This is a genomic window from Massilia phyllostachyos, from assembly GCF_021044825.1.
Taxonomy (GTDB): Bacteria; Pseudomonadota; Gammaproteobacteria; order Burkholderiales; family Burkholderiaceae_D; genus Telluria; species Telluria phyllostachyos.
In genome coordinates, this window is record NZ_JAJNOC010000001.1 from 1,361,920 (window position 1) to 1,377,238 (window position 15,319).

Below are 15,319 nucleotides of genomic sequence, written 5' to 3' on the forward strand. Positions count from 1 at the left end.
CATGGCGCACGTCGTCGTCGTCACCATCGGTTCGGCCGGCGACCTGTTTCCCTTCATGCGCCTGGCCCTGGCGCTGCGCGAACGCGGCCAGCGGGTCACCATGCTGGGACCGGAGCAGCACCGGCCCTACGTTGCGCCGACCGGCCTGGCCTTCCACGGCCTGCCGGCCGACGAGGCGGTGCTCGACCATCCGGACCTGTGGCATCCGACGCGCGGCCTGGCAGTGGTCTGGCGCGCCACGCGTCCGGCCATGGCGCGCATTCCCGATATCGTCGGCGCGCTGCCGGCGGACGAGCAGGTGCTGCTGCTGGCCCATCCGCTGGCATTGCCGGAAGCGGACCTGTGCCGCGCGCGCCGGCCGGGCCTGAAGGTGGCGGCGGCTTATCTCGCGCCATCGAACCTGCCCACGGTGCACGATCCGCTGCTGCTCGGCCCTTACCCCGTGCCGCGCTGGGTGCCGCTGGGCGCGCGGCGCTGGCTATGGCGCAAACTCGGTGATGCGCTCATTAATCCAGTGGCGCTGCCGGACGTGAACGCGGCGCGCGTCGCCTCCGGCCTGGCGCCGGTGACGGACCTGATCCGGCACGTCGGCGAAGTGCCGGACCTGTCGCTGACCCTGTTCCCGGCCTGGTTCGCACCCGCACCGCCGGACTGGCCGCGGCCGCTGGCGGAGGGCGATTTTCCGCTCTACGATCCGTCGCCGGAGACGGAACTGTCGCCTGCGATCACGCGTTTCCTGGAAGCGGGGCCACCGCCGGTCGTGTTCACGCCGGGGACTGGCAACCGCCAGGCGGCGGCCTACTTCCGCGCTGCCGTGGACGCCTCGAGCCGTCTCGGCCTGCGCGCCATCCTGCTCACTCCGCACCGCGAGCAGCTTCCCGGCGCCTTGCCTTCTTCAGTGCTATGGCAAGACTACGTGCCGCTGCGCCTGCTGCTGCCTCACGTCGCGGCGCTGGTCCACCACGGGGGCATCGGCACCACGGCCGAAGCCCTGCGCGCCGGCACGCCGCAGCTGGTGGCGCCGCTGGCGCACGACCAGTTCGACAATGCCGCTCGCGTCGCTGCGCTGGGTGTCGGGACTCACCTTCGTGCGTCCCGCTTGACCACTGGCCGCCTGATCCCGGCATTGCGGCGCGTGAGCGGGCCTACGATCGCCACGCGGGCGAAGGAGGTGTCCAGCAGGTTCCAGGGGAGCAACGGAATCGAGGCGGTGATCGAGCGCCTGCTCATGCTTTTCTAGGGTGGGCGATCCTGCCGGCCCTACGTGGGGAAACGCACCGTCAAGCGGCCAGGAGGAGGCGAGAATGCCCCATCGAAGTCCGTATCGGCGGGAGAGCGCATGCGCAACAAGGAACAGCAAACCAGGCCAACCGACCATTCCGGCGAGCGCCGCGAAGGCTACGTGCGCGTGCGCGGCGCCCGCGAACACAACCTGAAGGACGTCGACGTCGATATCCCGCGCGGCGCCCTGGTCGTGTTCACCGGCGTGTCCGGCTCCGGCAAATCCTCGCTCGCCTTCGGCACCCTGTATGCCGAAGCCCAGCGGCGCTACCTGGAATCGGTCTCGCCCTACGCGCGCCGCCTGTTCCACCAGATGCCGGTGCCGGAAGTCGACGAGGTCGACGGCCTGCCGCCGGCGGTGGCGCTGCAGCAGCAGCGCGGCTCGCCGACGGCGCGTTCCTCGGTGGGCAGCGTCAGCACGCTGTCGAATTCCCTGCGCATGCTGTACTCGCGCGCCGGCGACTATCCGCCCGGCCAGGAGATCCTGTACGCCGAATCGTTCTCGCCGAACACCCCGGAAGGCGCCTGTCCGCAGTGCTCGGGCCTGGGCCGGGTCTACGAAGTCACCGAGCAGTCGCTGGTGCCGGACGATACGCTCACCATCCGCGAGCGCGCGGTGGCGGCATGGCCGCCGGCCTGGCATGGCCAGAACCTGCGTGACATCCTGGTCACGATGGGCTACGACGTCGACACACCCTGGCGCGACTTGCCGAAGAAGGACCGCGACTGGATCCTGTTCACCGACGAGACCCCGACCGTGCCGGTCTACGCCGGCCTGACGCCGAAGGAAACCAAGGCGGCGCTCAGGCGCAAGGACACGCCCAGCTACCAGGGCACCTTCACCGGCGCGCGCCGCTACGTGCTGCAGACTTTCGCGAATACCGAGAGCGCGTCGATGAAGAAGCGGGTGGCGCGCTACATGGTCAGCACCGAATGCCCGCTGTGCCGCGGCAAGCGCCTGCGCCGGGAAGCGCTGGCGGTCACCTTCGCCGGCATCGACATCATGGAACTGTCGCGCATGCCGCTGGCGCGCCTGGCCGATCTCTTGACCCCCTATGCGGCGGGGCAGGCCAAGGTCGACAAGGCGCGCGCGAAGGAACATCCGGAACAGATGATCGTCACCCAGCGCATCGCCCAGGACCTGTGCGCGCGCTTGCAGGTGCTGCTCGACCTGGGCCTGGGCTACCTGGCGCTGGAGCGCAGCACGCCAACCCTGTCGCCGGGAGAATTGCAGCGCCTGCGCCTGGCGACCCAGGTGCGTTCCAACCTGTTCGGCGTGGTTTACGTGCTGGACGAGCCCTCGGCCGGCCTGCATCCGGCCGACACCGAGGCCCTGCTCGATGCGCTGGCCCAGCTGAAAAGCGCCGGCAACTCGCTGTTCGTTGTCGAGCACGCGCTGGACGTGATCCGGCGCGCCGACTGGATCGTCGACGTCGGGCCGCAGGCCGGCGAGCGTGGCGGGCAGGTGCTGTACAGCGGCGTGCCGGACGGCCTCAGGAAGGTGGAAAGCTCGCAGACCCGCCATTACCTGTTCAACGAGAAGCCGCTGGCGCCGCGCACCCCGCGCGAACCCGCGGACTGGCTGCGCCTGGAGGGCGTGCGCCGCAACAACCTGGACGGCATCAGCGCGGCATTCCCGCTCGGCGTGCTCACCGCCGTGACCGGCGTGTCCGGCTCCGGCAAATCGAGCCTGGTGAGCCAGGTGCTGGTCGAGCTGGTCGGCGCCGCGCTCGGCCAGGGCGCGCCGGAAGGCGAGGGCGCCGAGCCGGAAGAGCCGGGCCTGGAACAGGAAGCCGCGCTGCCGCTGGAAGGCCGCATCGTCGCCGGCATGGAAAATGTGCGGCGCATGGTGCGGGTCGACCAGAAGCCGATCGGCCGCACGCCGCGCTCGAATCTCGCCACCTACACCGGCCTGTTCGACGGGGTGCGCAAGCTGTTCGCCGCCACGCCGGATGCGAAGAAGCGCCGTTTCGACGCCGGGCGCTTTTCCTTCAATGTGGCGAAGGGGCGTTGCGAGCACTGCGCGGGCGAGGGCTTCGTCATGGTCGAGCTGCTGTTCCTGCCCAGCGTGTACGCGCCGTGCCCGACCTGCGAGGGCGCGCGCTACAACGCCAAGACGCTCGAGGTGCGCTACCGCGGCAAGAACATCGCCGAGGTGCTGGGCATGACGGTGGGCGAGGCGCTCGACTTCTTCGAGGGCGAGCCGCTGGTCGAGCGCGCGCTGCAGGTCTTGCGCGAGGTCGGGCTGGATTACCTGCGCCTGGGCCAGCCGGCCACCGAACTCTCCGGCGGCGAAGCCCAGCGCATCAAGCTGGCCACCGAGCTGCAGCGCGCCGGGCGCGGCAACACCTTGTATATACTGGACGAGCCGACCACCGGCCTGCATCCGCTCGACGCCGACCGCCTGATGCTGCAACTGAACCGCCTGGTCGACGCCGGCAATACCGTGATCGTGGTCGAGCACACGATGCGGGTAGTGGCCGGCTGCGACTGGGTGATCGACGTCGGTCCCGGCGCCGGCGACGAGGGCGGGCGGCTGATCTGCGCCGGCCCGCCGGCCGAGGTGGCGGCTTGCCGCGCCAGCCGTACCGCGCCCTATCTGGCAGCCCACATCGCAGCCGGGTAAGCATATTTCCGAATGGACAACTGCGATGAATTTGCGGCATTCAATTGTGTGAGGGATTGCATGTTGATGCGTTACACTTAGGATATTTTTCCCTAACATTTGTCACGCATGCCCGGCCTATCCATCGATAACTCACAGTTTCGCCGCATCCTGACCCGTAACGTGGCCCTGCCGTTGGCCATGAGTGTTGTCACGGCGATCGTTTTTGTCGGCATCATTTATTACCTGATCAATGTCCTGAGCTGGGTCGAGCACTCGGAGCGCGTCATCGGCCAGGGCCAGGAGGTCAGCAAGCTGTCCGCCGAGATGGAAACCGGCCTGCGCGGCTACCTGATCGCCGGCGACGAAAACTTCCTGTCGCCCTACCTGCTGGCGCGCCAGCGCATGGAAGACGGACTGCGCACCCTGGCCGAGCTGGTCAAGGACAACCAGGTCCAGACCGATCGCGTGCGCCGCGTGCAGTCGATAGAAACCCAGTGGGTGCAGTTCGCCGAAGAGATGATCGCACTGCGCCGCGCCAATGGCGACGTCGAGACCCCGGTACGCACCGGCCGCGGCAAGAACCTGACCGACGATATCCGCCGCACCTTCGAACTCTTCCTGGACGCCGAGCGCCGCCTGCTACAGGAACGGAATGATTCGGCGCGCCGCGTCACCACCTGGTCGGTCGCCAGCTTCCTGCTGCTCAGCATCGCGGTCGGCATCGGCCTGGCCCTGTTCGGCCGCCGCCAGCTGGTGGTGCTGTCGAATTCCTACCAGGAGACGCTCGAGCACGAGGCCGAGCACAACGCCCAGCTGCGCCACCAGGACTGGCTGCGCACCGGCCAGGCCGAGCTGGCCGCGGCCAGCACCGGTATTCACTCGCTCGAACCGCTGGCCGAAGCGGTGCTGGGCCACGTCACGCGCTACCTGGACGGCGTGGTGGCCTCGATGTACGTGAACGGCGAGGATGGCGTGCTGCGCCGCATCGGCGCCTACGGCTTCGCCTTCGACGGCAGCGACGACAAGCAGGTGATCCAGGCCGGCGACTCGCTCGCCAGCCGCGCGGTGCGCGAGAACCGCCTGCTGGTGCTGCACGACCTGCCGCCGAACTACATCAAGATCAGCTCGAGCCTGGGGGATACCCCGCCGCGCGAGCTCCTGATCTCGCCGGTGCACAACCACGGCAAGATCAAGGGCATCATCGAGATCGGCTTCCTGCGTCCGGTCACGGACCGTGACCGCGAATTCATGGATCTGATCGCCCCTAGCGTCGGCGCCTCGATGGCGGCCGTGCTGTACCGCCTGCGCCTGCAGCACGCGCTGGAAGAGACGCAGACCCTGAACGAGGAACTGCAGGTGCAGCAGGAAGAGCTGCGCACCGCCAACGAAGAACTCGAAGAGCAGTCGCGCGCGCTGGAAGAATCGCAGTCGGCGCTGGAGAACCAGCAGTCCGAGCTGCGCGCCACCAACGACCAGCTGGCCGAGCAGGCCCTGAACCTCGACATGAAGAACTCGGCCCTGACCAGCGCCCAGGAACAGCTGCGCCAGCGCGCGCTGGAACTGGAACGCGCCAGCCGCTACAAATCCGAGTTCCTGGCCAATATGTCGCACGAGTTGCGCACGCCGCTCAACAGCTCGCTGATCCTGGCCAAGCTCCTGTCCGACAACGCGGCCGGCAACCTGAACGAAGAGCAGGTGCGCTTCGCCCAGACCATCTACTCGGCCGGCAACGACCTGCTGCACCTCATCAACGACATCCTCGACATCTCCAAGGTCGAGGCGGGCAAGCTGGAACTGGTGCCGGAAGAAGTGCCGCTGCGCCGCATGGTCGAGGGCATGGCGCGCACCTTCGAGCCGCTGGCGCGCCAGAAGAACCTGCAGTTCAGCGTGACGGTCGAGCCGAACGTGCCGCTGGCGATCACCACCGACCGCCAGCGCGTCGAGCAGATCCTCAAGAACCTGCTGTCGAACGCGGTGAAGTTCACCGACGCCGGCGCGGTCGGCATGACGGTCTCGGTGACGCCGGAAGGCTGGGTCCAGTTCGGCGTGCGCGATTCCGGTATCGGCATCGCCCCCGAGCAGCAGGACAAGATCTTCGACGCCTTCCACCAGGCCGACGGCACCACCAGCCGCCGCTTCGGCGGCACGGGCCTCGGCCTGTCGATCTCGCGCGACCTTACCAGCCTGCTGGGCGGTTCGCTCTCCGTGTCCAGCACGCCGGGCGAGGGCAGCCTGTTCACCCTCAGCCTGCCGCGCAACGGCGCGGTGGCGGCGACGCCGCCGGCGGCGCCCGCCATGCCGGCGCCGGTGCGCCAGGCACTGCCCGCTGCGCCCGCTGCGCCCGCGGCGCCCGCGGCGCCCGCAGCGGCCGCACCGGCTGCCGTGGCGCCGGGCCCCGCCAACGTCGACCCGCCGACCGTGTTCCCGGACGACCGCGACGTGCCTGCCGAAGGCACGCGCACCGTGCTGGTGATCGAGGACGAGCCCGAATTCGCGCGCATCCTGTTCGACCTGGCGCACGAGATGGATTACCGCTGCCTGGTGGGCCTGAGTGCCGGCGAGGGCCTGGCGCTGGCCGCCAGCCAGAAGCCGGACGCGGTGCTGCTCGACATCCGCCTGCCGGACAGCTCGGGCCTGTCGGTGCTGCAGCAGCTGAAGGACAACCCGGCCACCCGCCACATCCCGGTGCACATCCTGTCCAGCATGGAGAACGGCGGCGAGGCGCTGCACCTGGGCGCGATCGGCTACGCCTTGAAACCGACCTCGCGCGAGCAGCTGGAAGAGGTGTTCCGCAAGCTGCAGGAAAAATCGAGCCAGAAGATCAAGCGCGTGCTGCTGGTCGAGGACGACGAGCGCCAGCGCGAGAGCGTGGTGCAGCTGATCACCGACACCGACGTCGAGATTCGCGCCGTCGGCACCGGCGGCGAAGCGATGGCGCTGCTGCGCGGCGAGATCTTCGACGTCATGATCATCGACCTCAAGCTGCCCGACATGCAGGGCGGCGAGCTGCTCGAGCGCATGTCGCAGGAAGAGCTGTGCTCCTTCCCGCCGGTGATCGTCTACACGGGCCGCAACCTGACCCGCGACGAGGAGGCCGAGCTGCTCAAGTACTCGCGCTCGATCATCATCAAGGGCGCCCGTTCGCCGGAGCGCCTGCTGGACGAGGTCACGCTGTTCCTGCACAAGGTCGAGAGCGAGCTCTCGTCCGAGCGCCAGACCATGCTCAAGACCGTGCGCGGACGCGACCGCGTGTTCGAGGGCCGCACCATCCTGCTGGTCGACGACGACGTGCGCAATGTGTTCGCCCTGACCAGCGCGCTGGAAGCGCGCGGGGCCAAGGTCGAAGTCGGCCGCAACGGCTTCGAGGCGATCGCCAAGCTCGATGAGGTGCCGAACGTCGACCTGGTGCTGATGGACGTGATGATGCCGGTGATGGACGGCCTGGAAGCGATGCGCCGCATCCGCGCCGACGGCCGCTTCGACCGCCTGCCGATGATCGCGATCACGGCGAAAGCCATGAAGGACGACCAGGAGCAGTGCCTGGCGGCCGGCGCCAACGATTACCTGGCCAAGCCGATCGACCTCTCGCGCCTGTACTCGCTGCTGCGCGTGTGGATGCCGACCCTGGAGCGGATTTGAACCTGCCACCACTGAGTCAGGCCCCGGACGCCTTCGACATCGAGCTCAAGATGCTGGTTGAAGCGGTCTACCTGAAGTACAACTACGACTTCCGCGACTACACCGGCGCCTCGCAGAAGCGCCGCATCCTGGTCGCCATGCGCGAGATGGACTGCGAGACCGTCTCGGCGCTGCAGGCCAAGGTCATGCACGAGCCGGACGGTTTCGCCCAGCTGCTGCAGTACCTGACGATTCCGGTCACCGAGATGTTCCGCGACCCGGAATACTGGCAGGCGATCCGCGAGCAGGTGGTGCCCTTCCTGAAGACCTATCCCTCGCTGAAGGTCTGGATCGCGGGCTGCAGCACCGGCGAGGAGGTGTATTCGCTCGCCATCCTGCTGCATGAGGAAGGGCTGCTGGAACGCACCATCATCTACGCCACCGACATCAATCCGGAATCGCTGGAAGCGGCGCGGCGCGGGGTGTTCAACCTCGAGCGCATGCGCCTGTACACCGAGAACTACCAGAAGGCCGGCGGCAAGCGCGCCTTTTCCGACTACTACACGGCGGCCTACGACGGCGCCCTGTTCGACCGCGCGCTGGTGGAAAACGTGACCTTCGCCGACCACAGCCTGGCGACCGACAGCGTGTTCTCGGAAACCCATTTCGTCAGCTGCCGCAACGTGCTCATCTACTTCAACCGCAAGCTGCAGGACCGCGTGCTCGGCCTGTTCCACGAGTCGCTGTGCTACCGCGGCTTCCTGGGCCTGGGCAGCAAGGAGAGCATCGACTTTTCCAGCTATGCCGATCGCTTCGACCCGCTGGCGCGGCGCGAGCGCCTGTTCCGCAAGGGTGCCGCGTGAAACCCGCCGCCGTATTGCCGCAAGAGGCCACCGACCTGATCGCGGGCCGGCGCATCGAGCTGGTCGTGATCGGCGGCTCGGCCGGCGGGGTCGACGCCCTGGTCGGCCTGCTGCCGTCGATCCCGCGCGATTTCCGCTCGAGCGTGGTGTGCATCCTGCACGTGCCGGCCGACCGCGACAGCCGACTGGCCGAGGTATTCGGCATGCGCACGGCGCTGCCGGTGCGCGAGGCGCGCGACAAGGAAACCATTGAGCCGGGCGTGATCTATTTTGCCGGTTCGGGCTATCATTTGCTGATCGAGCGCGAGCGCACGTTTTCGCTCAGCTGCGATCCGCCGGTGCAGTTCGCGCGTCCGGCCATCGATGTGCTGATGGAGTCGGCCGCCGACGCCTACGGTCCGGCCATGGCCGGCATCCTGCTGACCGGCGCCAACTACGACGGCGCCGACGGCATGTGCCGGATCCGCGAGCGTGGCGGCCTGACCGTCGTACAAGACCCTGAAGAGGCACAGGCGAGCGCCATGCCGGGCGAGGCGATCCGCCGCTGCGCCCCGCACCTGGTGCTGCCCCTGCCGAAGATCCGGGCATTGCTTCCCCTGCTGGAGACCCCATGAGCGTCCAAGACCCAAGCAAACTCCTCATCGTCGACGACCTGCCGGAAAACCTGCGCGCCCTCGACGCCCTGATCCGCGGCGAGGGACGCCTGGTGTTCCAGGCCTCGAGCGGCGAAGAAGCGCTGGCGCTGATGCTGCAGCACGAGTTCGCGCTGGCCATCTGCGACGTCCAGATGCCGGGCATGGACGGCTTCGAGCTGGCCGAACTGATGCGCGGGACGGAGCGCACCCGCAACATCCCGATCGTGTTCGTGTCGGCCGCCGGCCGCGAACTGAACTACGCCTTCAAGGGCTACGAGACCGGCGCGGTCGATTTCCTGTACAAGCCGCTCGACCCGGATGCGGTGCGCAGCAAGGTCAACGTCTTCGTCACGCTCGACCAGCAGCGGCGCCAGATGCAGCGCCAGATGGCGGCGCTGGAGCGCAGCCGCCAGGAGCAGGAAACCCTGCTGCGTGAACTGAACCAGACCCAGGCCGAGCTGCAGCGCTCCTTGCGCATGCGCGACGAATTCATGTCGCTGGTGGCGCACGAGCTGCGCACCCCGCTCAACACCCTGTTCCTGGAAACCCAGATGCGCAGCCTGCAGCTCAAGCGCGGCACCCTGGCCAGCATCGACCCGACCCAGTTCGACGCCATGATCAAGCGCGACGAGCGCCAGATCAAGGCCATGATCCGCCTGATCGACGACATGCTGGACGTCTCGCGCATGAGGAGCGGCCAGCTGTCGATCCGCCCGGGCCAGGTCGAGCTCATGAACCTGCTGGAGCGCGTGATCAGCGACCTGTCGCTGCAGGCGAACGCCACCGGCTGCAAGCTCTCGCTGCAGCCGCACCCCCCCGTGCAGGGCTGCTGGGACGAGTTCCGCATCGAGCAGGTGGTGGTCAACCTGCTCACCAATGCGCTGCGCTATGGGGGCGGGCAGCCGGTCGAGGTCAGCGTGCAGTATGCGGACGACCAGGTGCGCATCCACGTGCGCGACGAGGGCAAGGGGATTGCGGTGCAGGATCTGGAGCGGATCTTCGAGCCGTACGAGCGCGGCGCGCGCAATGGCGAGCCGAAGGGGCTCGGACTGGGGCTGTACATCTCGCGGCAGCTGGCGGTGTCGCATGGGGGCGAACTCCGGGTGACCAGCAAGCCGGGCGAAGGCTCCACGTTCACCCTGATCTTGCCGACCTGCGAACAAACCGTCGCTGCAGCCACGACGGCCTGAACTCTTCTATATGTAGGGTGGGCGGGCAATTTCGGGCAATGCCCGGAATTGCGCCCACGCGTTCAACCAGCAGGAAAATGGACGATGCGCGTCTTCTCACCGTGTATTTGAACGCGTGGGCGGAGGACCGCCCACCCTATGAGGGTGTGAAAATTCGTCTATGGCTGCGTTGCCTCGTCTCGCCGTACGAGTGTACTGTCTTCGACTCGGCGCCTTGCCATAGCCGTTTTTTTCACACCCTCTACGGGCAATATCCTTTGGGTTTGTAAAACCTATCAATTTCCTCCGCTCGATTGCCTAGCTGCTTGCACGCGGCTGTCGTTTCCTCCACACTTGCCGGATCGCGCAGCCTGGGCTGCCCGGTTTCCTCTCGAAAGAGGAAGAGCAATACGCGTTCGATAGTCAAAATCAATTGACAGTATCGTTTCAATCAATTTCACAAAAGACGTTGATCTCGGTACACTGACGTCTATCAAATCGTTGTTCACATTATTTACTACCCGAAAACAGGAGAACACATGTCCCTCATCAATACTCAGATCAAGCCGTTCAAAGCAACCGCCTACGCCGACGGCAAGTTCATCGATCTGACGGAAGAGAACTTCAAGGGCACCTGGTCGGTGCTGATGTTCTACCCGGCCGACTTCACCTTCGTCTGCCCGACCGAACTGGAAGACCTGGCTGCATTCCAGCCGCAATTCAAGGAAATGGGCGTGAACGTGTACGGCGTGTCGACCGACAGCCACTTCGCCCACAAGGCATGGCACGACACCTCGGACGCCATCAAGAAGGTGAACTACCCGCTGATCGGCGACCCGACCGGCACCCTGTCGCGTAACTTCGAAGTCATGATCGAAGAAGAAGGCATGGCGCTGCGCGGCACCTTCGTGATCAATCCGGAAGGCCAGATCAAGCTGATGGAAGTGCACGACAACGGCATCGGCCGCGACGCATCGGAACTGATGCGCAAGGTCAAGGCTGCCCAGTACGTCGCATCGCACCCGGGCGAAGTGTGCCCGGCCAAGTGGACCGAAGGCGCTGAAACCCTGACCCCGTCGCTGGACCTGGTCGGCAAGATCTAAATAGCAGCTCAGTAGTACCTGTCCCGGGCCGCCGTGGCGGCCCGGTGCATTTTGGGGACCAGTTATTGGTTCCAGGTACTGTCATACCCCTAAGAACAACATCATCGTCAAGGAAAACATCATGCTGGACGCAACTCTCAAAAAGCAATTGCAAGCCTATCTGGAAAAAGTGGTGCAGCCGATTGAGCTCGTTGCATCGCTGGATGATTCGCCGAAAGCGCGCGAAATGGATGAACTGCTCCGCGAAATCGCCGCGTTGAGCGACAAGATCACCGTGCGCAACGACGGCAACAATGCCCGCAAGCCCTCGTTCGCGATCAATCGCGTGGGCACCGATGTGGGCGTGGATTTCGCCGGCATCCCGCTGGGCCACGAGTTCAGCTCGCTGGTGCTGGCCCTGCTGCAGGTGGGCGGCCACCCGATCAAGCTCGACGCCGCTGTGATCGAGCAGATCAAGAACCTGGAAGGCGACTTCGTCTTCGAGACCTTCATCTCGCTGTCCTGCCATAACTGCCCGGAAGTGGTGCAGGCGCTGAACGCGATGTCGGTCATCAACCCGCGCATCAAGGTCGTCGCCATCGACGGCGGCGTGTTCAAGAGCGAAGTCGAAGCGCGCCAGATCATGGCGGTACCGATGATGTTCCTGAACGGCCAGCACTTCGGCCAGGGCCGCACCAGCGTGGAAGAGATCCTGTCGAAGATCGACACCGGCGCCGGCGAGCGCAAGGCCAAGGAACTGAACAAGAAAGACCCGTTCGACGTGCTGATCGTCGGCGGCGGCCCTGCCGGCGCGGCCGCGGCGATCTACGCCGCCCGCAAGGGCATCCGTACCGGCGTGCTGTCCGACCGCTTCGGCGGCCAGGTGCTGGACACGCTCGCCATCGAGAACTTCGTCTCGATGAAGGAAACCGACGGCCCGAAATTCGCCGTCGCCCTGGAAGAGCACGTCAAGCACTACGACGTCGACATCATGAACACCCAGCGCGCAGCCAAGCTGGTCGAGGGCAAGCTGATCGAGGTGCATACCGAGAGCGGCGGCGTGTTGAAATCGAAGTCGGTGATCATCGCCACCGGCGCCCGCTGGCGCGAGATCAACGCGCCGGGCGAGCGCGAGTACCGCAACCACGGCGTTGCCTACTGCCCGCACTGCGACGGCCCGCTGTTCAAGGGCAAGCGCGTGGCCGTGATCGGCGGCGGCAACTCGGGCGTCGAAGCGGCGATCGACCTGGCGGGCATCGTCAAGGAAGTGACCCTGATCGAGTTCGGCGCGGAACTGCGTGCGGATGCGGTCCTGCAGCGCAAGCTTTATTCGCTGAAGAACGTTACCGTGATCAAGTCGGCGCAGACGACCGAGATCCATGGCGACGGCAAGATCGTCAATGGGCTGTCGTACAAGGACCGCTCCAGCGGTGACGTCAAGCGCATCGACCTGGAAGGCGTGTTCGTGCAAATCGGCCTGGTGCCGAATGCGGAATGGCTGAAGGGCACGGTGGACCTCACTGCCCACGGCGAGATCGAAGTCGACGTCAAGGGCATGACCTCGGTGCCGGGCGTGTTCGCGGCCGGTGACGTGACCACGGTGCCGTTCAAGCAGATCGTGATCGCCGTGGGCGAGGGCGCGAAGGCATCGCTGGCGGCGTTTGATTATCTGATGCGGCAGCCGGTGGAAGAGGAAGCGTTGACGGAAGAGGCCAAGGCGGCTTGATGAAGTGTGGGTCCCTGGAGGGCCTGTTGAATGAGAAACGCCACTAATCCTGCGGGGTAGTGGCGTTTTTGTTTGGTGGTGCGGGGATGCGGTAGCGGTGTGCGACGAAATTGGGTTCCGGCCTTCGCCGGAACGACGGTTTTTCGGCTAACTGTTAACTGAACCGTAGTCGGCTACTGATGCACGTCATACGCGCCACTGGCGCCTATGACTCCCGGCGCAGGCCGGGATCCAATTTTGCACGCTCAGACCAACCGTGCGCATATACCCCGATCAGATGCATTATGATCAATGAAACGCCACCAGCAAGGCCCCGGTGAGCGCCTCGGTCTCCAGCAGCAGCCATGTCGCCACGCTGGCCAGGGCCAGGTGGACTGCGGTCCAGGTCATTGGATGGTGGCGTGCCATGATGGAGCTCCTTGATCGATCGATTCGTAGTGGTGATGGTGCCATCTTAGGCCTTGGGCCTCGCCGTAACCATCGGCAAAACCTCCGCAGGTTTGTAGGAATAAACCTTGTGACAATGTCACATCGACCAGGGGTCAAGTGTAAAGTTGAGTTCCTACGGGTCAGGTAGGTTCCGTCCTATAGTGCGTGCCGCGCGCCGGGCCTAGAGTAGCGTCCATCATGACCCGACACGAACCCACCCTCCTGCACCGCGGCCTGCTCGCCGTGCGCCGCAATACCATCCGTCGCCTGCTGCGTTCCGTCTTCGGGATCGAACAGCTGCGCGAAGGCCAGCAAAAAGTGATCGACAGCGTCCTGGACGGCAAGGACACGCTGGCCATCATGCCCACCGGCGGCGGCAAATCGCTGTGCTACCAGATTCCCGCCAAGATGCTGGAAGGGATCACGATCGTCGTCTCTCCCCTGATTTCGCTGATGAAGGACCAGCTCGAAAAGCTGGAACAGCTCGGCATCCGCTCGGTCCAGGTCAACAGCAGCCTGAACGCGGAGGAAGAGGCGAACGCCATCGAGGCGATCGCGAATGAAGCCTGCGAGATCGTGTTCTGCACGCCGGAGCGCCTGGTCTCGCCCGAATTCATCGCGGTGCTCAAGCAGGTCACGCTCGACATCGTGGTCATCGACGAGGCCCACTGCATCTCGCAATGGGGTCACGATTTCCGCCCGGCCTACATCGGCCTGTCCGCCGCCATCGACGCCCTCGGCAAGCCGCCGGTGCTGGCGCTGACGGCGACCGCCACCGAGGACGTGGTGGCCGACATCTCGAAGCAGTTGGGCCGCAAGCTGAACGTGGTCAACACCGGCATCTACCGGCCCAACCTGCACTACGGCGTGGTGCAGGTCACCAGCCAGCAGGAAAAGCTGGGGCGGGCACTGGCGCTGGTGCAGCAGAGCGAGGGCGTCGGCATCGTCTATGCCGCCACCGTCAAGGTGGCCGAGGAAATGCTGGCGGTGCTGGAAGAGGCGGGCGAATCGGTCACGATCTACCACGGCAAATTGTCGGCCGCCGAGCGCAAGCTGAACCAGGACATGTTCATGAACGGCGAGCGGCGCGTGATGGTCGCGACCAACGCCTTCGGCATGGGCATCGACAAGAGCGACACCCGCTTCGTCGTGCACCTGCAGATTCCGGCCAACCTCGAATCCTATTACCAGGAATCGGGCCGCGCTGGTCGCGATGGCCTGGACGCCCAGTGCACCTTGCTGTTCCTGCAGGATGACAAGCGCATCCAGCAATTCTTCCTGGTCAAGCACTACCCGGCCGCGGCCGAGCTGCAGACGGTCCACACGGTGGTGCGCGAGCTGGCCGAGGATGGCCCGGTGACCATGGCGCGCCTGGAAGAGGAATTGGCGGAGGCGGGCGAAGCCAAGCTCAAGGTCTGCCTGAAGCTGCTCAAGGACGGCAAGCTGCTGCGCCAGAACCGCAAGCTCGAATACGTGCCGACCAACAAGGTCGCTGACCCGGATCTGTTCGGGGAATTGGCCGAGGTCTATGTCCAGAAGGCGGAACGGGACCGTGTGGCCCTGGACCAGATGGTAGGCTATGCCGTCAGCGGTTTCTGCCGCTGGAAGCTGCTGCTCGACTATTTCGGCGACGAGGTCGAGGGCTTCGAGAGGTGCTGCAAGTGCGACAACTGCCGCAATCCGCCGGCCGCGCTGCTCGAGGACATCGAAATCCGCGACGATGAGTTCGATCGCGAACCGACGCCGGAGCCCGCCGGGCCGCATTATGAAGTCGGCGCCAGGGCCAGGTCGTCGAAATACGGCGAGGGCGTGATCGTCGCCGTCGCCGGTGACCAGATCACACTGGCATTCCCGGACCAGGACGAACCCCGCACCTTCCTGGCCGACTACTTGGAACCGGCTTAAGGC

General features: G+C 65.8%; 9 protein-coding genes. All 9 read left to right on the top strand.

The window, feature by feature from the left end; all coding sequences use genetic code 11:
- Position 1: 1 nt before the first annotated feature.
- The gene (locus LQ564_RS05930) at positions 2-1,240 is read left to right on the top strand and encodes a glycosyltransferase (RefSeq protein WP_231057148.1); all 1,239 of its coding nucleotides are present in this window, start codon (positions 2-4) and stop codon (positions 1,238-1,240) included.
- Between the two features lie 99 nt (positions 1,241-1,339).
- A complete protein-coding gene (locus tag LQ564_RS05935) occupies positions 1,340-3,907 on the top strand; it encodes an excinuclease ABC subunit UvrA (RefSeq protein WP_231057149.1) in 2,568 nt (855 codons plus the stop codon).
- A 108-nt stretch (positions 3,908-4,015) separates the two neighbouring features.
- Positions 4,016-7,528, top strand: coding sequence for a response regulator (locus LQ564_RS05940; protein ID WP_231057150.1), 3,513 nt, complete (start codon positions 4,016-4,018; stop codon positions 7,526-7,528).
- Between the two features lie 50 nt (positions 7,529-7,578).
- Positions 7,579-8,370 carry a CheR family methyltransferase gene (locus LQ564_RS05945; RefSeq protein ID WP_231057376.1) on the top strand — a complete coding sequence of 264 codons (792 nt, stop codon included), beginning with the start codon at positions 7,579-7,581 and terminating at the stop codon, positions 8,368-8,370.
- Positions 8,367-8,984, top strand: coding sequence for a chemotaxis protein CheB (locus LQ564_RS05950; RefSeq protein WP_231057151.1), 618 nt, complete (start codon positions 8,367-8,369; stop codon positions 8,982-8,984). Before LQ564_RS05945 ends, LQ564_RS05950 begins: the two co-directional genes overlap by 4 nt.
- On the top strand, positions 8,981-10,195 hold the full coding sequence (locus LQ564_RS05955; RefSeq protein ID WP_231057152.1) for a hybrid sensor histidine kinase/response regulator: 1,215 nt from the start codon (positions 8,981-8,983) through the stop codon (positions 10,193-10,195). The genes LQ564_RS05950 and LQ564_RS05955 overlap by 4 nt, the downstream gene beginning before the upstream one ends.
- Positions 10,196-10,713: 518 nt before the next feature.
- Positions 10,714-11,277: an alkyl hydroperoxide reductase subunit C gene (gene ahpC / locus LQ564_RS05960; RefSeq protein ID WP_231057153.1), complete on the top strand. Its 564-nt coding sequence runs from the start codon at positions 10,714-10,716 to the stop codon at positions 11,275-11,277.
- 121 nt (positions 11,278-11,398) lie between these two features.
- Entirely contained in the window at positions 11,399-12,982 is a 1,584-nt protein-coding gene (ahpF, locus tag LQ564_RS05965; RefSeq protein ID WP_231057154.1) for an alkyl hydroperoxide reductase subunit F, read from the top strand.
- 627 nt (positions 12,983-13,609) lie between these two features.
- Positions 13,610-15,316 carry a RecQ family ATP-dependent DNA helicase gene (locus LQ564_RS05970; protein ID WP_231057155.1) on the top strand — a complete coding sequence of 569 codons (1,707 nt, stop codon included), beginning with the start codon at positions 13,610-13,612 and terminating at the stop codon, positions 15,314-15,316.
- The last annotated feature ends 3 nt before the right edge of the window (positions 15,317-15,319 follow it).